Origin of the sequence: Bradyrhizobium nivariense (assembly GCF_029846695.2) — a bacterium.
In the GTDB taxonomy this organism is placed as follows: Bacteria; Pseudomonadota; Alphaproteobacteria; order Rhizobiales; family Xanthobacteraceae; genus Bradyrhizobium.
The window spans coordinates 264,037-285,943 of record NZ_JARWCR020000002.1; the positions used below are offsets into that span (position 1 = coordinate 264,037).

At 62.0% G+C, this 21,907-nt stretch carries 13 protein-coding genes and 1 pseudogene; 5 read left to right on the forward strand and 9 right to left on the reverse strand.

Features of this window, described 5'->3' with window-relative positions; genetic code table 11:
• Positions 1 to 67 precede the first annotated feature (67 nt).
• The 5 genes and pseudogenes from QCM77_RS03095 to QCM77_RS03115 all read right to left on the reverse strand — a co-directional run bounded on the left by QCM77_RS03095 (position 68) and on the right by QCM77_RS03115 (position 9,251).
• Entirely contained in the window at positions 68 to 3,976 is a 3,909-nt protein-coding gene (locus QCM77_RS03095) for a VCBS domain-containing protein (RefSeq protein ID WP_279681973.1), read from the reverse strand.
• Between the two features lie 598 nt (positions 3,977 to 4,574).
• Positions 4,575 to 5,372 (reverse strand): enoyl-CoA hydratase/isomerase family protein, encoded by a 798-nt coding sequence (locus QCM77_RS03100; protein ID WP_279662997.1) that lies wholly within the window; start codon positions 5,370 to 5,372, stop codon positions 4,575 to 4,577.
• A gap of 27 nt (positions 5,373 to 5,399) precedes the next feature.
• Positions 5,400 to 6,599 carry a pyridoxal-phosphate-dependent aminotransferase family protein gene (locus QCM77_RS03105; RefSeq protein ID WP_279681974.1) on the reverse strand — a complete coding sequence of 400 codons (1,200 nt, stop codon included), beginning with the start codon at positions 6,597 to 6,599 and terminating at the stop codon, positions 5,400 to 5,402.
• Positions 6,600 to 6,711: 112 nt separating this feature from the next.
• Positions 6,712 to 7,994, reverse strand: a pseudogene (locus QCM77_RS03110) (MFS transporter).
• Between the two features lie 54 nt (positions 7,995 to 8,048).
• Entirely contained in the window at positions 8,049 to 9,251 is a 1,203-nt protein-coding gene (locus QCM77_RS03115; protein ID WP_462804286.1) for a pyridoxal-phosphate-dependent aminotransferase family protein, read from the reverse strand.
• Between the two features lie 133 nt (positions 9,252 to 9,384).
• On the opposite strand from QCM77_RS03115, the gene QCM77_RS03120 reads away from it, so the two are divergent.
• From QCM77_RS03120 to QCM77_RS03140, 5 genes are all read left to right on the forward strand, one after another.
• Entirely contained in the window at positions 9,385 to 10,122 is a 738-nt protein-coding gene (locus QCM77_RS03120) for a GntR family transcriptional regulator (protein WP_279681976.1), read from the forward strand.
• Between the two features lie 104 nt (positions 10,123 to 10,226).
• Positions 10,227 to 13,202 (forward strand): FAD-binding and (Fe-S)-binding domain-containing protein, encoded by a 2,976-nt coding sequence (locus QCM77_RS03125; RefSeq protein WP_279681978.1) that lies wholly within the window; start codon positions 10,227 to 10,229, stop codon positions 13,200 to 13,202.
• The gene (locus QCM77_RS03130) at positions 13,195 to 13,623 is read left to right on the forward strand and encodes a GlcG/HbpS family heme-binding protein (protein ID WP_279681980.1); all 429 of its coding nucleotides are present in this window, start codon (positions 13,195 to 13,197) and stop codon (positions 13,621 to 13,623) included. Before QCM77_RS03125 ends, QCM77_RS03130 begins: the two co-directional genes overlap by 8 nt.
• 1,145 nt (positions 13,624 to 14,768) lie before the next feature.
• Complete coding sequence (locus QCM77_RS03135) at positions 14,769 to 15,041, forward strand: DUF1488 family protein (protein ID WP_279662990.1); 273 nt, start codon at positions 14,769 to 14,771, stop codon at positions 15,039 to 15,041.
• A 1,323-nt stretch (positions 15,042 to 16,364) separates the two neighbouring features.
• Positions 16,365 to 16,706 carry a cold shock domain-containing protein gene (locus tag QCM77_RS03140; protein ID WP_347882346.1) on the forward strand — a complete coding sequence of 114 codons (342 nt, stop codon included), beginning with the start codon at positions 16,365 to 16,367 and terminating at the stop codon, positions 16,704 to 16,706.
• A gap of 76 nt (positions 16,707 to 16,782) precedes the next feature.
• Here the strand turns inward: QCM77_RS03140 and QCM77_RS03145 are convergent, their stop codons facing one another.
• From QCM77_RS03145 to QCM77_RS03160, 4 genes are all read right to left on the reverse strand, one after another.
• A complete protein-coding gene (locus QCM77_RS03145; protein ID WP_279662988.1) occupies positions 16,783 to 17,508 on the reverse strand; it encodes a hypothetical protein in 726 nt (241 codons plus the stop codon).
• 425 nt (positions 17,509 to 17,933) lie between these two features.
• On the reverse strand, positions 17,934 to 19,217 hold the full coding sequence (locus QCM77_RS03150; protein WP_279681982.1) for a glycosyltransferase family 4 protein: 1,284 nt from the start codon (positions 19,215 to 19,217) through the stop codon (positions 17,934 to 17,936).
• Positions 19,218 to 19,238: 21 nt separating this feature from the next.
• Positions 19,239 to 20,372 carry a radical SAM protein gene (locus tag QCM77_RS03155; protein WP_279662986.1) on the reverse strand — a complete coding sequence of 378 codons (1,134 nt, stop codon included), beginning with the start codon at positions 20,370 to 20,372 and terminating at the stop codon, positions 19,239 to 19,241.
• Position 20,373: 1 nt separating this feature from the next.
• Positions 20,374 to 21,735: a glycosyltransferase family 4 protein gene (locus QCM77_RS03160; RefSeq protein ID WP_279662985.1), complete on the reverse strand. Its 1,362-nt coding sequence runs from the start codon at positions 21,733 to 21,735 to the stop codon at positions 20,374 to 20,376.
• Positions 21,736 to 21,907 lie beyond the last annotated feature (172 nt).

Below are 21,907 nucleotides of genomic sequence, written 5' to 3' on the forward strand. Positions count from 1 at the left end.
GCAGGACGCAAAAAAGCGGGCCCCTTTCGGGGCCCGCGCCTCGGCTTTCGAGCCCGTCGGCTGCGGTTTACACCACCAGTATGTCGTGCTGGTTGAGCAGCACGCCGCTCTGGACGCTGACCACGGCGACCGCCGCGCCTTGGGTCCCGTCGGCGCTGTAGTAGAGCGTCTGGTTTCCCGTATCGAAATGGAATTGGGAGAAGCCCGAGAACGCATTGTCGCCGGAGGTCTCGAACGTCACGTCCATCCCTGCCGCCAACCCGCCACCGAAACCGCTCGCGGAGACGGCAATATGGTCGTGCTCGGTGGTGTTGTTGAAATCGCCGACCACGCTCAGGCCGGTCGGCTGCTGCAGGAAGGCGAAGGTGTCGTTGCCACCGCCGCCGCTCATGGCATTGCCGCTAATCGTGGCGATCAGGACATCGCTGCCGCCGCCGCCGCTCATCGTCTCGGTCCCGTTGGTGGCAATCAGGATGTCGTCGGCGCCGGTGCCGGTCAGCGCGGTTGCGTTGGCCGCGTTGTTGATAACCGTGGCGGTTGCGGTGTTGGACGAGGTCGTCGTCCCGTCGAAGGTCGTGTAGCTGAACGAACCGCCGAGCGTCGCGTCATCGCTGAAGAAGGCATCCCCGAACTTGACGGCACTGCCGCCGGAGCTCGCCGTGATATTGCCGAGCGAAAGATGGTCGATGGTGTCGGGGTCGGTGTCGTTCAAGGCGAGCGCCCAATTGGGGATCTGCACCGATGCACTGGTGCCGACATCGGTGATCACGCTCTCGCTCACCGCGGTCGGCGCGTCGTTGGTGCCGTTGATGGTGACGGTGACGTCCTGCGTGGTCGACCCGCCATTGTTGTCGGCAATCGTCACGAAATAATCCTGCGTCAGCGTCTGCCCCTGCGCCAGGAACTGGATGTCGGCATTGTTCACCGTGTAGTGCCAGGCCACGGATCCGGTACCCCCGGCCTCGCTGACCGGATCGAGCGAGAACGTGCCGACATAACCGCTGCCGTTCGGCAGGAAGCTCGCACTGTGCGTATCCGCCGTCTCGGCGTCGGAGAACGACAGCGCCCCCGCCGTGGATTCGGTCGCGGGTCCCGTCGCCGGACTGACGTTGACGGAATCCAGGATCATGCCGGTGGCATCGTCCTCATAGGAGAACAGCAGCTGCGTCGACGACAGCGAGGCGTCGCCGAGGAGATCGAACGAATAATGATTGACGCCGGCCGGCACGTGACCGAGCGACAGGATCGTCGCGCCGTCCCACGAGACCGAGAACGGCGTGTTGACGCCCTCGGGATCGCCGACGACGTCGAAGCTGACGAAATAATGCTGGCCGGGCGCCGTCGTGACGTTCTGCGACAACGATTCCGGGCCGCTCGTCGGCAGGAGCTCGACCGAATAGTGGCCGAAGCTGCCGCCGAACTCGAGCTGGGCGACGTGGATGTGGCTGCCGCTCACCGTCCAATTGGCGAAATTGCCGGTCTCGAAATCGCCATTGAGGATCACCGGCGGGCCGGCGTCCTCGGTGACCGATCCGCTGACATTCGCCGCCGTGACCAGCGGATTGTCGTTGGCGCCGGTGATGTCGAAGGACAGCGTGGTCGAGGCCTGATGGCCCTGGCCGTCATCGACCGTGAAGGTAAACTGGTCGGTGACGTTGTCGCCGGCGTGCAGCGCGTCGACCGACGAATCCGCGACATAGCCATAGGAGCCGTCGGCGTTGAGCACCAGCGTTCCATGCGCGCCGGCCACCGAATGGCCGACATTGGCGGTGCTGCCGTTGACCTCGGTGATGGTCCGCGGCGTGCTCAAATCGACCGGCTGGGTGATGTCGAAGATGGCGCCGGTTGCGATTCCCGTGCCTGCATCCGGGCCTGCCGTATCGGACGCCGCAATGGTGAGTGGTGCCAGGACCAGCGGATCGGCCGCGCCATCGATCGTGACGGTGACGGTCTGGGTCGAATTGGTGAAGCCGTCCCAGACGTTGACGTCATATTGCACCGTCAGCGTCTCGCCGACGCTGAGGAAGTCGAGATCGGCATCGGCGATACTGAAGGTCCAGTCAACGTTGCCGATTCCGGTCCCCGTGGAATCATGCAGCACCGTGGAGAGCGCCGACTGGAGATCGACCAGCGTCTGCCCGGGGACGGCAAAAGTATTGGCCGACCACACCGCCGAATCCATCACCACGCTGACCGAATGCGCATCCGACAGATCGGCGTCGTTGAAAGCGAGCGTTCCCGTCGGCACCGGGCTCGTGGTGTCCGGCGATTGCGATCCGGTCACGCCCGCCTGCTCGGACAGCGAAGCGGATCCCGGCCCGCTGGTGATGACCGGCGCGTCGTTGGCGCCGGTGATGACGACGGATACGGTCTGCGTCGAGCTGGTCGAGCCGTCGGCAATTTTGATGTTGTAGTTCACCGTCAGCGTCTCGTTGAACGCGAGATAGTCGAGATCCTTGTCGGCAAGCGCGAAATTCCAGTCGATGCTGCCGGTGCCGCTGCCCGTGGAATCGTGCAGCGTCGTCGTCAGCGCGGCGGCGAGATCGGCCTGCGTCGCGGCCGGCGGCGTCGGCCCCGAAGTCGAGCCGAGCGTCACCGTCACGGCATGCGTGTCGCTGGTGTCCTGGTCGGTGAAGGCGAGCGTGCCCGCCGGTATCGTCGGCGTCGTATCGGGCACAGAAGAGCCCGTGGTGGCGTCCTGCTCGGCCACGGTGGATGATTCCGGACCGCTGGTGATCACGACGGGATGATTGACCCCGAGGACCGTGATGGTGACGTCCTGCGTGGTGGAGCCGCCGTGACCGTCGTCGACCGCAACGTGATAGACGAGCTTGAGCGTCTCGCCGCCGTTGAGGAAATTGGTCGAGGAATTGGCCAGCGCGAAATTCCAGTCGACCTCACCGATCAGATGACCTGTCGAATCATGAAGCCCGGTGGCGAACGCGGCCAGCAATTGCGCATTCGTCAGGGGTATCGAACCGCCGCCCGAACGGGTCGCCGTAACGGTCGTCGAGACGGAATGCGTGTCGGCGAGATCGATGTCGGTGAAGAACAGGCTGTCATGCGCGGTGAGATTGCCGGTCGGATCGACATTGTGATCCTCGACGAGCGCGGCCGATTCCGGGCACGACAGGAAGATCGGCTTGTCGTTGCTGCCGACCACGGTCACCGTGACCGTCTGCGTCGAGATTCCGCCGGCGTGGTCGTCGAGCTGCACCGTGTAGGTGATGTCGAGATGCTGGCCCGCCGCGAGATAGTCGAAGGCGAGATCGGGCGCCGAGAAGGTGGTGTTGATGGTGCCGGTCGAGGAGCCGGAAGTCTTGAGGACGTTGTCGACGTGGTAGAACGCCATCAACTCGGCGTCGCCGAGCGAACCGGGCAAGAGGCCTGCGGTGGCGCCGGAGGCGGATACGCCGATCACGGTCGCGGTATGCCCGGTGTTGGTGAGATCGTCGTCGGTGAAGTTGAGCGCGACGTGAACCGTGTCGGGTGAAAGCGACAGCGTCTGGTTGGTCTGCTCGGTGACGGTCGCGGCCGTCGTCATGTTGATCACCGGCTTGTCGTCGGTGCCTGTCACGGTGATCTTGACGGTCTGGATGGCGAAGCCGCCGTGATTGTCGGAGACCTTGACGTCGTAAGTCAGGACCAGCGTCTGGTTCTTGGACAAGAAATCGAAATCCTGGTCCTGGTCGCTGAAACTCCATTTGAGCTGGCCGTTACCGTTTGAATCGCTCAGAATCTGCGATTGCATCGCAGTCTGAAAATGCGCAAGCGAGGCCGCCGGGATGATCGTTCCGCTGGACAGCACCGCGGAATGCAGCGTCGCGGCCGTCGTATGGGTGTCGGTCTTGTCGCTGTCCTTGAAGCTCATCGTCCCGGACAGCGTGTGCAGCGTGGTTGAATCGTCCAGATTGGCAAATTCGGTGAAGCTGCCCGTCGCGGATGACGAGGTGAAAACCGGCGTGTGATTGGTCATGAAAAATCCCTGCCTGCGTTACCATGAAGGCGCCGCCGCAGAGGGTGCGGCGACGTGACTAATCGGTCTGAGAAATCAGACGAGACTCAAACGGTCTTGACTTAGGAGTCTGGCTTAAGGGGTCTTGGATTATGGCTATGGGCTTAAGAGCTTTGGCGTGTTCGCAAGGCCGCGCCTGGCGTCGGGATGGTCAGCAGCAATGGAAATTCTGGCGCGGCTCGCGTCGTTGAAACCTAGTTCACTACTTTTTCAGTTCAATTTCAGTTCAATGACATCAGGTTGGCAGCACGGTCGGTCAGAACGCACACAACTCACGTCACTCAATTCGACGGGACTCAAAATCACCTGCTGGCCGGCCTGCCGGCCCGAAAAATGCGATACGGCATCATGCAACCTCCACGATCTTAAGCCCGAGCTTGTCGTGCCGTCAACGTGAACGCGCAGGCGCGCACGCACGCAATTGCAGTTCCGGGAGGCGGAACCGTTTGAAAGATCTGTGACAATGGTGGACGCGCCGAACGGCTGACGATTGACGTCAGCAATCGCTTCCGACTTTCGCGCCGCATCTGGAGCGGCGCAAAAAAGCAAGGTTCCCGCGCTACTTGCCCTTCCAGTTCGGCGTGCGCTTGTTGAGGAAGGCGTCCATTCCCTCGCGGAAATCTTCGCTCATATAGGCCTTGAGGATCAGATCCTCGCCCTCTTCGCGCGACAGCGTGCGGCGGATGCGGCGCACCGCCTCCTTGGTCGCTTCCAGCGTGAGCGGGGCGTGGCTTGCCACGAGCTTGGCGGTCTCGTCGGCGCGGCGCTGCAGCGTCTCGACGTCGGGCACGATTTCGTTGAGCAGGCCGAGCGCCAGCGCTTCCGGCGCCTCGACGAGGCGCGCCTTGAAGATCAGATCCTTGGTGCGGGCGGGGCCGACCAGCGAGACGACGCGGCTGATATTGGACATCGACAGGCAGTTGCCGAGCGTGCGCGCGATCGGAAAGCCGATGCGCGTCGCTTCAGTCCCGATGCGGAGGTCGCAGCAGGCCGCAATTCCGGCGCCGCCGCCGGTGCAAGCCCCGGCGATCGCCGCGATCACGGGCACGCGGCACTGCTCGAGCGTGCCGAGCACGCGGTCGATCCTCGCCTCGTAGTCGAGCGCATCCTGCGCGGTTTTGAACGCACGAAATTGAGAAATGTCGGTGCCGGAGGCGAACGCCTTGTCGCCGGCGCCGGTCAGGATCAGCGCCTTGATCGAACGGTCGGCATTGATCTCCAGGCAGATCTCCGCCATGCGCTCGTACATGGCGAAGGTCAGTGCGTTGCGCGCCTGCGGGCGGTTGAAGGTGATCCGCGCGATGCCGTCCGTGACGGAGTAGAGCAGGTCTTCATTGGCAGTCGTCGGTGCGTTCATCGCGCGCTCTCTTTTCTCTAAGTTAGTTCAGGCGACCTGAGCCTTGGCCATCGGCACCACGTCGCGTCCCTTCAGGACGTCCATGGCCGCCAATACGCCGCCGCTCCGGTGCGGAATCTTTGCAAGATCGAGGCCCATCTCGACGCCGGCGAGCGTGCCCATCAGCATCAGATCGTTGAAATGGCCGATATGGCCGATGCGGAACACCTTGCCCTTGACCTTGTTCAGGCCGGTGCCGAGCGACATGTCGAAGTTTTCAAGCACCACCTTGCGGAAGGCATCGGCGTCATGTCCGTCCGGCACGCGCACGCCGGTCAGCGCCGGCGAATGCGCGGCAGGGTCGGCGCACTGCGTCTCCAGACCCCAGACCTTGACCGCGGCACGCGTCGCCGCGCTGTGGCGCTTGTGGCGGGTCCAGGCGTTCTCGAGCCCTTCTTCTTCCAGCATCTTGACCGCTTCGCGCAGGCCATAGAGCAAATTGGTCGCGGGCGTATAGGGGAAGGTGCCGAGCTTGTTGAAGCCGATGACCTCCTGCCAGTCCCAATAGGAACGCATGCCGGGGTTGGCCTTCGCCACGGCGAGCGCCTTCTCCGAGACGGCGTTGAAGCCGAGGCCCGGCGGCAGCATCAGGCCCTTCTGCGAGCCGGCGACAGAGACGTCGATGCCCCAGGAATCGTGCTCATACTCCATCGAGCCGAGGCCGGAGATGGTGTCGACCATCAGCAGCGCCGGATGCTTGACGCGGTCGAGCAGCTTGCGCACCTCCAGCGGCGGCGTCACGCAGCCGGTCGAAGTCTCGTTGTGCACGACGCAGACCGCCTTGATCGCGTGCTGCTTGTCGGCGACAAGGCGCTGCTCGATCTCGCCGAGGTCGGCGCCATGGCGCCAGTCGCTCGGGATGAAGTCGACGTCGAGCTTGAACTTGTCGGCGATGCCGCGCCACAGCACGGCGAACTGGCCGGTCTCGCACATCAGCACCTTGTCGCCGGGCGCGAGCACGTTGACCATCGCAGCTTCCCAGGCGCCGGTGCCGGACGAGGGGAAGATGATCACGGGCTGCTTGGTGCGGAACACCCGCTGCATTCCCGCGAGCACGGCGAAACCGAGCTCGGCGAACTCCGGACCGCGATGGTCCAGCGTCGGCATGTCCATCGCCCGCAGCACCCGGTCGGGCACGTTGGTCGGTCCTGGAATCTGTAGGAAATGCCTTCCAGTATGCACGGTCATCGGCGTCCTTCCCGGTCTTGCCTTGATTTTGATGGCCGCCGAATAGCACCATTTGACCGGCTTGTCCCCTCTCCTAAAGGCGCCTCCCATGCATAACCGGCTGGCGGCCGCCCTACTCCGCAGCCACCACCTTGCCGGACGGCAGGCCCCCTCGGCCTCCGTGAACGGACGCTCCGGATGCATCAGGAAGGCGGAAAAGCCGCCGAGCAGCAACAGCCCCATCGACATCAGGAACGGCAGGTACCAATTGCCGGTCGCGTCGATCACGAAGCCCGCGACCAGCGGGGATACGATGGCGGCAAAGGCCGAGCCGGTGTTCATGAGTCCCGAGGCGGTGCCGGAATGTTTCGGGGCGATGTCCATCGGGATCGACCACATCGGGCCGATCACCAGCTCGGCGCAGAAGAAGCCGGCCGACAGGCACAACGCGACGATCGTGATGTCGTGGACGAACAGGATCGGAAACAGCGAGAGCAGCGCCCCCGCAAATCCCGTAACGGTGACGCTCAGCCGCGCCAGGCGGACATTGCCGGTGCGGTCGAGGATCTTATCCGAGAGCACGCCGCCGACGCTGTCGCCGATCACGCCGGCAAAGAACACGCCGGAAGCGAACAGCGCCGAATTCTTGATGTCGAGATTGTAGTTGTTCTTGAAGAACAGCGGCAGCCAGTTGAGATAGAGCCACAGGCACCAGCCGTAGCAGAAATAGGTCAGCGTCACCGGCCACATCCGCCCCAATAGCGGGCCCCATGGCACCTGCGGCCGCTCGCCGGTCGGGCGCGGCGGCAGTGCGGCGAGCTCGGCCTCGGTAATGGAGGCGTGCTCCTTCGGCTCGTTGCGGAAATACCAGACCCAGATGACGCCCCAGATCAGGCTGACGAAGCCGAGCACGACGAACGCGCCGCGCCAGGTCAGCCAGAGGATCAGCAGCGCCACCACCGGCGGCGTCACGGCATTGCCGAGCCGGGCGAAGGAATGGGTCAGCCCTTGCGCAAATCCGCGGCGGTTCGCCGGCGTCCAGTATTGCATGGCACGCGTCGCGGTCGGAAAGGTCGCGCCCTCACCGAAGCCGAGCGCGAAACGCGCGACGAACAGCGCGGCAAGGCCATGCACGAAGCCGGTCGAGATGGTGGCCACCGCCCAGATCATGCCGCACCAGAACAGCGTCTTGCGCGGCCCGAAACGATCGCCAACCCAGCCCCCGATCACCTGGAACAGCAGATAGGGATAGGCGAAGGCGGAGAACACGAGGCCAAGCTGGGTGTTCGACAGACCCAGCTCCTTCTGGATCTCGCTCGCCGCAGTGCCGATGTTCACCCGGTCGACATAGGTGATGAAATACATCGCACAGAGCATCGCCAGCACGACATGCGTGGCCTTGAACCGAATTTTCATCTCCACCCCTCCGTGATTATCTTTTGTGGTTGCCGTCCGCGTGTCCCGCGCGGTTTAAGTGCCGACCACTTTCAGATGCGGCGACGCATTGCCCTGCGGGCGCTGCTCCAGCAGCTTCATCGCCGCATCGACGCCGCCGGAGCGGTGCGGTACGCCCGCGACCGATAGGCCCATCTCCACGCCGGTGAGCGCACCGAGCAGCGTCAGCGCGTTGCATTCGCCGAGATGGCCGATGCGGAAGACTTTTCCGGCGACCTTCGACAGGCCCGAGCCGAGCGACATGTTGTAATTGTCGAGCGCGATCTTGCGGAACTGGTCGGCGTCATGGCCGGGCGGCATCAGCACTGCCGTGAGCACGGGCGAGAACTCGGCAGGCTCCTGACAGAGGATCTCGAGGCCCCAATGATTGACGGCGGCACGGGTCGCAGCCGCCAGCCGCTGATGCCGCGCGAAGACGTTGTCGAGCCCCTCTTCGAGCAGCATCGCGATCGCCTCGCGCAGACCGTAGAGCAGATTGGTCGCCGGCGTGTAGGGGAAGAAGCCGTTTGCGTTGGGCTTGAGCATCTCCTCCCAGTCGAAATAGGAGCGCGGCATCCTGTTGGTCTTCGCAGCAGTGCGCGCCTTCTCGGAGATCGCGTTGAAGCCAAGGCCGGGCGGCAGCATGAACCCCTTCTGCGAGCAGCTCACGCTGACGTCGACCTTCCACTCGTCGTGGCGGTAGTCGACCGAGCCGAGCGAGGAGATGGTGTCGACCATCAGCAGCGCCGGATGGCCGGTGCGGTCGATCGCAGCGCGGATCTCGGCGATGCGGCTGGTCGCCCCGGTCGAGGTCTCGTTGTGCACGACCATCACGGCCTTGATCGCGCGCGCTGTGTCATCAGTCAGTCTTGCCTCGATCACGGCCGGATCGGCGCCGCGGCGCCAGTCGCCAGGAACGAAATCGACCTCGATGCCGAACCGCCCCGCCATCTGACGCCACAGGGTGGCGAAATGGCCGGTCTCGACCATCAGCACCTTGTCGCCCGGCGACAGCGTGTTGACGATCGCGGCCTCCCAGGCGCCAGTCCCCGACGAGGGGAAGATCACCACCGGGCCGGCGGTCTGGAAGATTTTCTGGCTGCCCTCGAGCACAGCCCGACCGAGCTCGCCGAATTCCGCGCTCCGGTGGTCGATGACAGGCATGTCCATGGCGCGCAGGACGCGCTCGGGGACCGGGCTGGGGCCCGGAATCTGAAGGAAATGGCGTCCCTGATGCATGAAAACCTCCCTATCGGCGGATTCTGGCCGGCTCCACGGCCTATTTTGCATTCATTTTTTGTACTTTCAACCGATTTTTGGTATTCGATTGTGGAGATCGACGCGACCAAACAGGCAAACTACTGTGCTGCAAATGAAATCCACGATTCCCGACACCGGGGTTCCGATTGCCCCGCCCGCCGGCAATGGCAGTGACCGCCAGGAGGCCTCGCTTCATGGCGAGATCCTGCTGCGGCTGCGCGACTACGTGGTCGAGGGCAACATTCCCGATGGCGCCCGCGTTCCCGAGCGGCAGCTCTGCGAGATGTTCGGCATCTCCCGCACACCGCTGCGCGAAGCCTTAAAGGTGCTCGCCGCCGAGGGGCTGATCGAGCTCCTGCCCAACCGCGGCGCGCGGGTCCGCCAGCTCAGCCAGCGCGACCTCGAGGAGTTGTTCGACGTGATGGCGGGGCTGGAAAGCCTGGCCGGGCGGCTTGCCTGCGAAGCCATTACGGATGCGGAAATCACCGCGATCGAGCAGCTGCATTACGAGATGTACGGCCACTATCTGCATCGCGACATGCACGGCTATTTCCAGATCAACCAACGCATCCACGAGAGCATCGTCGCGGCCGCGCGCAACGAGACGCTGAAGACCGCCTACGCCAACTTTGCGGGGCGGATCCGGCGCGTCCGCTACTCCGCCAATTTCGCCCGCAAGCGGCAGCGCTGGGCGGAAGCGATGCGCGAGCACGAGGCCATCCTCGATGCGCTGCGCCGCCGTGCCGCGAGCGAGCTCAGCGACATCCTGTTCCAGCACCTGCGCAACAAGCGGACGGCCGCGATCGAGCACCTGACCGAGGCCCAAGAGGACGCTCCGACCTCGCCCTGAGGGCAATCGGCTTGCTCATTTTGAATTCATAATATAATCGGTCGGAACAAGAATGAATACTCCAGCCCGGCCACCCGCCTCGCTGGATCAGTCCGGGACCAGGGATGACCAACGCCTCCTCGCTCGAACGGCGCCTGCGCGCGGAAATGACCGGCGACGTCCTGTTCGACGGTTTCAGCCGCGGCCGCTACGCCACCGACGCCTCGTTCTATCAGATCATGCCCGCGGGCGTGGTCGTGCCCAAGACCATGGACGAGGCCTTGCGGGCGCTGGCGATCGCCCGGGACGACGGACGGAAGGTCACGCCGCGCGGCGGCGGCACCTCGCAATGCGGCCAGACCGTCAATGACGGCCTCGTTGTCGATCTCTCAAAACATTTGAACCGGATCCTGTCGCTCGACGTCGAAGGGCGCACCTGCGTGGTCGAGCCCGGCATCGTGCTCGACGACCTCAACCGCCAGCTCCGAAAGCACGGCCTCTGGTTTCCGGTCGACGTCTCCACCGCGTCGCGCGCCACCATCGGCGGCATGGCCGGCAACAATTCCTGCGGCGGCCGCAGCTTGCGCTACGGCACCATGCGCGACAACACGCTCTCGATGGAGGCTGCGCTCGCGGACGGCACACTGAACCGTTACGGCGAGGTGTCGCGCGATCTCTCTGATCTCGATGCGAACGACAGCGCGCGCGCCCTGTTCCGCGACATGTTCGATCTCGGCGCCCGCGAGGCCGAGGAGATCGCGGCGCGCTTCCCAAAGGTGCAGCGCCGTGTCGGCGGCTACAATATCGATGCGCTGGTGCCGCGCAATGCGCGCAACAACATGGCGCACCTTCTCGTCGGCTCCGAGGGCACGCTTGCCTTCACCACCAAGGTCGAGCTGAAGCTGTGGCCCGTGATCCGCAACAAGGCGCTCGGCATCTGCCATTTCGGCAGTTTTTACGAGGCGATGGACGCCGCCCAGCATCTGGTCAAGCTCAAGCCGATCGCGGTCGAGCTGGTTGATCGCACCATGCTGGCGCTCGGCCGCGACATCGCGATGTTCCAGCCGATCATCTCTGCTGCCGTCAAGGGCGATCCGGATGCGGTGCTGGTGGTCGAATTCGCCGAGGAGGACCAGGCGGACAACCTCGTACGTCTGAAGCAGCTCGGAGAGCTGATGGGCGATCTCGGCTTCGGCTGGACCAACGACAAGCGCAAATGGGGCGGCGTGGTGGAAATCACCGAGCCCGCGCTCCAGAGCGGGATCGCCGATTTCCGCGCCGCCGGCCTCAACGTCATGATGTCGATGAAGCAGGAGGGCAAGCCGGTCTCCTTTGTCGAGGACTGCGCCGTACCGCTGCCGCATCTCGCCGACTACACCGCGCGCTTGAGTGAGGTGTTCGCCAAGCACGGCACCAGCGGCACGATGTACGCCCATGCCTCCGAGGGCTGCCTGCATGTGCGGCCCGTGCTGAATTTGAAGCTGGAGAAGGACGTCAAGGCGATGCGGGCCATCGCCGAGGAAGCCTTCGAACTGGTGCGCGAATACAAGGGCTCGCATTCCGGCGAGCACGGCGACGGCCTGGTGCGCTCCGAATTCCACACGACGATGTTCGGCGAGCGCCTCGTCGCCGACTTCCGCGAGGTGAAGCAGCGCTTCGACCCCGATGGCGTGCTCAATCCCGGCAAGATCGTCGATGCGCCCAGGATGGACGACCGCTCGCTGTTCCGCTTCAAACCCGACTATCGCGTCGCTGAGCTCAAGACAAAACTCGACTGGTCGGCTTATCCCGGGGCCGGCGGCGGGTTTCAGGGCGCGGTCGAGATGTGCAACAACAACGGCGCCTGCCGCAAGCTCGAAGGCGGCGTGATGTGCCCGTCCTACCGCGCGACGCGCAACGAGAAGGACGTGACGCGAGGCCGCGCCAACACGCTGCGGCTCGCGATCTCCGGCCAGCTTGGCGCGGGCGCACTCTCCTCCGACGAGATGATGGAGACGTTAAAGCTCTGCGTGTCCTGCAAGGCCTGCCGCCACGAATGCCCTGTTGGCGTCGACATGGCCAAGATGAAGATCGAGGTGCTCGCCGCGCGCGCGGCCTCGCATGGCCTGACGCTGCGTGACCGGCTGGTCGGTTATCTGCCGCGCTATGCGGGCCTCGCGTCGCGCTTCGCGCCGCTCGCCAATTTGCGCAACCGCAGCCCGCTGCTGCGAAAGCTGTTCGAGCGCTTTGTCGGCATCAGCGCGCGCCGCGCTATGCCCGCCTTCCGCAGCGACGTGTTTGCACCGCCAGCGGACAGCGTCGGGCCGGAAACCGGCCGCGAGGTCGTGCTGTTCGCCGACACCTTCAACCGCATCTATGAGCGCGAAAACCTTGAGGCCGCGTTGCGCGTGCTTGCGGCGGGCGGCTATCGCGTGCACCTGCCGAAACCTGCAAGCGGCAGCCGGCCGCTGTGCTGCGGCCGCACCTTCCTGTCAGCGGGCCTCGTCGACGAAGCCAGGTCCGAGCTCGACCGGCTCGTCGCCGCCTTCGCACCCTTCGCCGCGCGCGGGGTGCCGATCGTCGGCCTCGAGCCAAGCTGCCTCTTGACGCTGCGCGACGAGCTCGCCTCGCTGCGCAATGACAACGACGCCAAGGCCGTCGGTGCCCACGCGCTGACCTTCGAAGAATTCCTGGTGCGCGAAGCCGAGGCCGGCCGGCTGCAGCTGCCGCTCGGCTCGATCGCCGACAAGGCCGTGGTGCACGGCCATTGCCATCAAAAATCCTTCGGCGCCTTCAAGCCTGTCGAGCAAGTGCTGCGCCTCGTCCCCGGTCTGAAGGTCGAGACCATCGAGTCGAGCTGCTGCGGCATGGCCGGCGCCTTCGGCTATGGCGCGGACACCTACGACGCCTCGATCGAGATGGCCGAGCTGTCGCTACTGCCCGCCGTGCGACGCGCGGATCAGGCGACGCTGGTGGTTGCCGACGGCACCTCTTGCCGGCACCAGATCCACGACGGCGCCCAGCGCGAGGCGCTTCACGTCGCGCGCGTGCTGGCGATGAGCCTTGATCGTGCCGAGACCAATTCCACTTCTCCCGTTGAAAAGGAAACCAGCCATGGCTGACCTCACCCTCGACACCGCCCGCAAGATCCTCGACGCTGCCTTCGCGAAATCCACCGAGCTGAAGCTGAAGCCGCTGGTCGTCACCATCCTCGACGCCCGCGGGGTGCTCAAGATCGCCGCGGCGCAGGACGGCACCAGCCTGATGCGCGCCGAGATCGCACACGGCAAGGCCTATGGCGCGCTCGCACTGGGCATGGGCTCGCGTGCCTTGTACCAGCGCGCGCAGGAGCAGGCCTTTTTCGTCGACGCCGTGAACACCATCGCAAAGGGCGCGCTGGTGCCGGTCCCCGGCGGCGTTCTGATCATGGACGGCACGACGCTGCTCGGCGCCGTCGGCGTCAGCGGAGATACATCCGACAACGATGAAGCTTGTGCGGTGGCAGGTATCCAAGCCGCAGGATTGAAGGCGAACGCCGGGTAACGTCCGTGCGGTCGCAGAGCGCAGCCCGATAACGGGTCGGGCCCTCTGAGTGCAATTCTCACAGCCGGCTATCAGACCTAACACCAAGCAGATTCGACCGCGCCGGCACTTCGCTTCAAACCGGACGCGGACGGTCCCGACGTCCGTCTCGGTCATGGACAATCGCTGTGTGTCGGATCCGGCTAAGAAGGCTCCCAGAACATCACAACTCGTCGCACGGTGTGCGACGTACGACCACAAACGCCAATCTACTGAGGAGGGTGGGCGCACCAAGGCTCGAACCTGAGACCCGCTGATTAAGAGATAGCGACGGGCTAAGAACAATCAATGACTTGCAGGTCGCACCTCAGGGCTTCTCCGGCTGAAAATGGGTATTCGTCGCACGATCATGGTGCTTCGTTGCATTGCTGTTGTCAGAGCGGTCGGAGCATCTATCCCCGGGGATCCTTGGCATCTAGCCTTCCACTTTCTCAAACAAAACAATCATTCATCGTTGTCTTGCCTGAGCAGAAAATCGGCTGGTCATCCGAGCTTGCTGCGCTCGATGCATGTCCGCGCCGACCGCAGTCACTCACGCGCGGCATCTGAAATTTTGCTGTCCACTACGAGCCGGGCCTGCACTTCGTCCGGAGCCGCGTTGCGATGCGGTCCGCGAGGCGAAGCAGGACGGGTCGAATAGGTCGCACTTCGGCCGGCTTCCTGCCAATCGCCGATTGCGCTCCTGCCGATCGGGCAGGTCGCTGAACTTCACAGCCTTGCGGTGGCGAGGACGCCGCGCTTCGATGCCGTGCACTGTTAGTTTCGGTGACGCGCAGCCGCGACTGGCTTCCGTCGGCGCAATGGGTGGCTCGCCGGCGGATTGACGACGCGAGCATTGGACTTTGGCATATGCGCTCGGGCTGGTGGCGCGCGGGGAGGTATTTCGGCGGTCCAGTCCCCTAAGTCGGTCGTTCTCTACAACTTGACCGTGGTCAGATTCACCACCGCCCCATCCACGTAAACTACCCTTATGTGGGCTTGGAGATCCTTGGAGAACCAACGCTATTCACATCTTTCGGCATAACGCTGGTCAACCCTCTGCCTGCGATCAGAGCCGATGGGAGCGGAGCAGCGCGTAGCGCATTGCTCAATGGGGATCGATTGCCATGCCGCTTCAGCCAGATCCTTCTGGAGAAATTGTAGTTGACCAACATTCGGGCATTCTGTTCGCCATGTTTGACGGCAGCAGACCAGTGCTCTGCGAAATCGAATGGGGGGCGCTGGCCGATCGTGCAACGGTGGACGGCGCCGATCAGAAAGACGTTCGCGCGACCTATCACAGGCACCGCGAAACTATCCAAGCCATAGCCAGCCAGAACTATGATGCGGGGGAAGAGCGACCGATCGTTACGACTTACCAGCTCACGCCGCTTCCTTAGCCTCGGCGATATTTTCAACTTGGTTGACCGCGTCAGAGGGAGTGCGACATTGACATTGCTAACACTGCCAACTCCAAAGCGTCCCACTGCTCCACCATGGAGCAATGAGGAAATCGACCAGCTACGGTCTCTCATCCTGGAAGGCAAGAGCGTGCACGCCGTCTCAAGACACCTCGGCAGAACACCACAGGCCGTAAGGAAGATCGCCAGCAGATTAAAACTCCCGCTCCGGATTGTCTAACCTCCTGAAGGGAGCGCCCGCGCCGAGAGAGCAAGTCGCTCTCTTTAACTTGACCTTCGTCAAATTGGCCATCGCTAGGCTTGCGTAAATTTCATTGATGTGGGCGTGAAAACTCACGCTATTCAGGTTGTCAGCGTAGCGTCAGTGGGCCTCTCCCTGCGTTCGGAGACGATGGGAGCGGAGCAGCGTGCAGGATCAAGCTCTTCGCAATGTTGAACTGGTCACGCGCCTAATGGTCTTCCGATCGGCACTGTCGGCTCAGGACCTGGCTCCTCCGAACAACCCGTATGCTCAACCAACTGCCACTATGTGCCGTTCTCTTATTCCAAGCCACATCGGCGCCGCCATCGCCGGTCGGCACGATGCTAGCGCGGTTTTGCGCCCGAAGATCGGCTTTTGACGGCGCCCCTAACAAACACTCGGTTGGAGATAAGATGTGCTCGATGATCTCCTGCTACTTCTCGCAATAGTTTCGATCTCGTTCGCAGCTGGGTATGGGACGCGTGAGGTTATCTCCCGCAGACGCCGTGCGGAGTATCTGAGATACAAGGCAAATCGGCGTCCGCCAACGAGACCAACCAACCGCCCGCCTTTCTGATCCGTTCGGCGAACAACTCGCCTGCCCGTTCATACGTTGGACGCCGCAAACATCGCCGGTTAGAGCTTTGACAGCTCCCCACTTCCCGAGCGTCGTGGGCACTCAGTCTGATAAGCAATGTCCAACACGACCTTTTGATACCCTGCACGCCATGTCCTGCACGCCATGTGGAGGGTGTCGGTGAACGTATTACCGTGTTGAACATACTACCGTATTGCTGGCCGTGGAGCATCTGGTACGGCGAGCCAAGATTTGCACCCGCAAACAACGAGACGATCCGGCCGACGCTAGGTGCGAGAAACTCATCTTGAGATCCGATCTCCACCAGATGGAATGCCTGCTTGCGAGGCACGTTGCTCGTTTAAGCAACATCCAGCGCTGATTTTGTACTCGTGCAGCGCTTCCGGCCACAGATGCTGTCGGCAATCAAGCTGGATTGTCTGCGCAACGGCTCAGGGAGAGGAGAAGGAAACTAGATAGAGCGATGCGGATTAACTGCAAGAGACCGGGTTCTCAAGTTCAACAACCCCGTATCTGCGCCCGATTTCAGCTCCTCATCACGGCGTTCGCTCCGAAAAGGACCAAGAAATTGCCTGGAGGTACTGTGCCGACTGGATTTGTAGTTTGGTTTAACAAGTTTAAGGGTTACGGGTTCATTAGACCCGACGGCGGAGGCTCGGACATATTCGTTCATATGTCGGCGGTCGAACAAGCCGGCCTTTCCACGTTGCTCGAGGGGCAACGGGTAAGCTACGAGCTTGTGTCAGTCTCTGGCAAGATGACCGTCAGTCAACTGCGAATTGGCACTCCTCCAACCGAGGGATAAGCTCAGTTCGCCGGTGCATCTAATTGCTGACCTGCTCCCGCGCGCGGACATCGTTGGTCCTCACCGCGCGGACCCTTCATATCTTGTCTCTGTCATGCAGCATTCGGAAGTTCCTGACCATGTCGTTGTACCGTCCAATCAGGTCTATGAGTTCGTCGCCATGATTCGACAGAAAACCGGCAATGCCCGAAGCGACTGCCTGCATCTTTGCGTCAATCTGCCCCAATAGCTCGCTTCGGGCTGCACCGTAGTGATCCGCGAAAGGATGAGCGACATCGGACCATTCGCTTGCCATCCTCATGGTATCAAAGATTGTCAGTTCCGACTTTGGCGCAACGTCGTACCAGCGATCCACGAGCGCACCCCGATCGATAGCCTCGGTTGGCAGGGCCCCGCCGCCAGCCGACCAACCACCCGCTCGCTCGACATCGACAGAAAGCAGCTCCAGCGTCTCGCCATGAAGGCAATCAATCTCCTTCATGGATTCATTGAACATGTCGCTCAGCCGCGCGAACTGCGACCACGCAAGTCTCAAATGCTGGTAGTGCGACAATTCGCCTCGCGCCCACGGATATTCACCGGCGACAACCCGGCAGGCGATCATGTCGCCATACACCGTGCGCAGTTGCAGAAGCGCCCTCAGCTCCGCTTTCAAGCGCTGATGAATGGCCGAGATCCCCCCTCTCGTTCTATCCGGTACGAACTCAAATGAGGGGTCGGACAGGCACATCAGGTTTTCGCCGGCCAACTCGACGATCGGTGCGATCAGCCGGTCAATCTCGCTTACCGTTGCCTTGTCCACCCTGGTCACTCTCACAACATCCAGCAACGCTTAGCCGTTTCAGCGTCTGACCCGATGCTTCGTTGGCTCGCGAATCCCCTGTCCTGAGCCTCTCAGGGTTCAGTCGCTTTCGGAAGCCCAATTTGTGCTCAGAATCAAGCCGGCGGTGCGATATCAAGCCTACGCTCGCCGGCAGCCGGGGCGATGTGCAGAAGCCGACCGCGAAAAGCCCGCTGTTGCAGAGGCTTACGTCGATGTGTTGAGGATGTCCGGCCTCAAGGCCGCGGGCTGAGGTAACCGGCCTTTAAGGCGCGGGCGACCGCAAAGACCGCACCGAAAGGAGCACTATGGACCCCGTGCCAACGAACGATGTCGGCCGCCCGCGGAAGAGCTCAACCCCAGAAGGGCTCGGCGTACGCGTCCTCGGCTTCCGATTGGCGCCGCGACTATTTCAATTTGACTTTTGCCGACGGCACACCCGTGAGCGGTTTCGTCAAATTGTCGTTGACGCTGCGAGCGAGGCCGTAGCGGGCAGCCACCGGCCTGCCCAATTCCAATTGTTGCACTTTATTTCCGGCCCCGCTCGAACGCGCGATGTTGCCTTGTGGCCGTCTCCGGCCAAGCAGTTCGTCGTATACTTCCAGCGTCCTGTGCGCGATGTCGGACCAATCGTATCGCTGAGCACTCTCGCGGCGGACGGCTTCGCGCTCCTCCGCATTCAAGCTCGCGAGCGTCAGCGCCGAAAGCTTCGCGCGCATCTCCTCGCAATCTCCGACATGGAAAATGCGGGTGGGATCGTCCACGACTTCGAGGTTGGGAGCAATATCACTCACCAGCACCGGCAATCCATAGCTAAGCGCTTCGAGCAACACAATGGGTAGGCCCTCATGTGACGAGGGCAACACGAACAGCGCGGCGTGCGCATAGAGTTGTCGCAACGCATCGCCGGTCTGAAAGCCCGCCATGACGACGTTTTGCCGGCCGGCCGCCTCTCTGACCAGTTGATCTGCGTATTCGTTCTGATGATCGATCTTGCCAACGATCGCCAACTTCCATCCAGGCAGTGCCGCGGCCGAAAACGCACGCAGGAGATCGAGCTGGCGTTTCTCGGGCACCAGCCGACCGACCGTGAGTACGTATCGTCCTGGCTCCAATCCCAATTCGACGACCTTGTCGCTCTGTTGCGGCATCTCCGAGAACACGACCCCATTCGGTATCACTTCGCAAGGCCGGCCATATTTGGACGCAATGAGGTCGCCGATACTACGGCTGACAGCGATGCGCTTGTTGGCGTAGCGCATCCCCATCGCTTCACCGGTCCGCAGCACCGTCCGCGCCGCCCAGCCCCATTTCTCCCGGTTGTAGTCCTCGCCGTGATGGGTGACGACGACCCGCAGACCGATGGCCCGCAGCAACGGCGTTACGATTGCGGGTCCGATGCCGTGAATATGCACCAGACCCGGCCTCCGAACCGCAGCAACAATCGCACAAATCACGGAATGCAGCAGCGTTTCGAAGTACTTGTTTGGCACAGTCCACAGCCGCAATATGCGGACGCCTTTCCAAACTTTGGCGACGCTGGGCTCGACATAGGGGGATCGCATGCACACGGTGACTCGTCGGCCGAGTTCGACCACCCGTGGCGCAAGATTCTCTGCGTGCGTTTCGATGCCACCCTGGACCTGCGGGAAACCACGGAAACCGAACATGTAGATCTCACGCCTGCTCATCGAGATTTCCTCCGCTAATTTTCAATTGTTCATGAAAGTTCGCAACGGGTAATGTTCGTCGGGGGTAACGCGCCCTTTGACCAACCGGGCCTTGACGTTCTTGTTCAGGAAGGACGTTCGTTCGACGTGCGGGGACGGCCTCACGTCGGAATAATTGATGTAGCTGTCAAAGCAGATGCTCTTGCCGATCGATACCTTCAGCTTGTTCTTGAGGACCCAGAGCAGAGGTTCGGATTTCGGCAACTGAGGGACCAGGTTGGACCGCATGGCGGTCCGCGCGGTCGTCACCATCCAGCAATTCTGGTCGCAGCCAGCGACCTTCTTCCGCGTCTGCTGCGCGACCTCGCTGTTCATGATCTCGTCCCATGACTGGCGCGCAAGATTGCCCATGGGAAGATCGGACCGGACGTTGCAAGCCCATACGTCCGACCAAGGATCGATGAACGCGAAATCCTTGCCTGCGCTGCAGGGTATCAGCCGATCGTGACCAAGGATCTTCTCGATCAGACCGAGATTCAGGTAAGCCCGAAACCAGTTCTTTGGCTTCGGACTGCGCAGCATCGCCGAAATCAGTCCTTCGACCTTTCGCGCGACCGCCATCCGGTCATAGAAGTAGTTGTCGTTCTTGTAGAACTGCCACGCATTGTGGAGCGTGGAGGTCGCCAGTTCGAAGCCTTCCGTCCGGGCGAATTCGTAGACATTGACGAGCTGATCGACGTTCTCATCCTGAATGACCATCGCAAAACCGAGGTCGGTGCCACCCGCCTCACGAAGCATACGAAGTCCGGCGATCTTGGTGCTATAGCCGTCCTTCTCGCCGCGAATCCTGTCGTTGGTTTCCTCATCGCCCTCCAGCGAAAACCGCACCTTGATATTCGGGTACTTCTTGATGATAGGAACCAGGCGCTCAGGGTGCAGGCCGTTCGACGATATCTCCGTCACCCTTGCCTTGGGATAGAGAAGGTCGATCACTTCCGAGAGGTCTTTGCGAAGCGTCGGTTCTCCGCCTGACACATTCAGGTTGTCAAATCCGGCAGGAAGTTTTGACAGCGTGTCAAGCGACACCTCTTCCTTCGGCTCGGTCGGGTTTTGCCAGATGTAACACATCTGGCACTTCGAATTGCAGCGGAACGTTGAAATGACAGTGAGGTCCATTTTATGATCCAACTTTCTTGTGTAAGCCCGCCGCTCCAATCAGGCTCTCATACAGCGAGAACAACGCGGCTCCATGCGCCTGAAGTGAATATTCAATCTCGACGATCCTTCGCGCATTGCGGCCGAGTGCCTCTCGACTATGCCGATCGGCAAGAAGCTTTCTGATACTTTCCGACAGCTGAGAAACGTCGCCGGGCTCAAACAACAGACCCGTCGATCCGTCTCTCACGAGCTCGGGAATGCCGCCGATGCGCGACGCGACGATCGGCTTCCCGTGTGCCATCGCTTCAAGAATTGAGAGAGGGCTGTTCTCGTGCCATCCGGAGGGGACAGCTATCAACGCCGCTCGCTTGATCGTTCGTTCCAGGTCTATGCCCGTGAGGTATCCTTTGAACTCCGCCATCGGATACTTCCGTTGAAGCTCCTCCAGCAGCGGACCGGTGCCGGCGATCACCAACCGCCAGGCTCCTTGATCTGCTGCATGAGCTAGGAGAAGGGTCTCAACGCCCTTTTCAGGCGACAAGCGCCCAGAGTACAACACGTAGCCCTCGTCGTCGGTAGACACCTCGATACGCGACGCGTCTATTCCGTTCGGAATATGAATCACCTTCTCCGCACCAAACCGACGGACGACGGCCTCGTACATAAATTTGCTCGGCGCAATGAATTTGCCGACCCGATGATAGCTTCCCGCCAACGCGTGATAGCGCGCCTCCGCCCAGAGTAAGGCGCTGCGGCCCAATGACCCATTCGCGCAGCGTCGCGCGAGAAGGGCCTCGAAGCCACCGTCTGCGCATCTCGTGCACACCTGTCCGTTGCTGAGCTGCGTGTAGACAGGACAGACCGTCTTGTAGTCATGAAGCGTGAGAACGACAGGAACTCCCAATCTTGCCGCGGCGGAGATGATGGATGGGGTGAGCTGATGGTAAATGTTGTGGCAATGGAGGATATTCGGTCTCTCGTTCCGAATGAGATCAGTAATCTTCGAAACGGCTTCCGGGGAGTGAATAAGGGAAAGTGCAGACTTCAGCTTTTCGCGCCGCGATGGAGCCCGATATGATTTTTGCGATACGAAGTATGGCTGAAAGCGCGATGGGGCATTTCGGTCATCATTCATTGAGAATTCAATGACATCGGCGTTTCGACTCCGCATCAGCTCCATCTCGTCGAACATGACGACCTCGGAGCCGCCGTTGCGGAAGAAGAATTTGTTCGCGAACAGGACTTTTAGGTTGGGCCGATCCGGATCGTCGAGCTGATCCCGTCTGGTGTGTTGAACATCTTGTTCAGGACGCGCTCTCGAACGCTCGATCGGAAACGTCGCTACTGGTTCCTCACCGAACTCGAACGAAGATTCAGTCATTTCGCATTCCTGACCGAGAGGTCGGAACAAGCCGAGATCCGACGCCAACACCAATTCCTGTTGCCTGGCGTTCGGCCAGGCGGTGCGCGGATGTTCTCGTTACAATTCCAACCATCCGAGGGATGATATGCGACCACCTCCCCCCGATATTGACAGCCGTCAACTCGCTTTC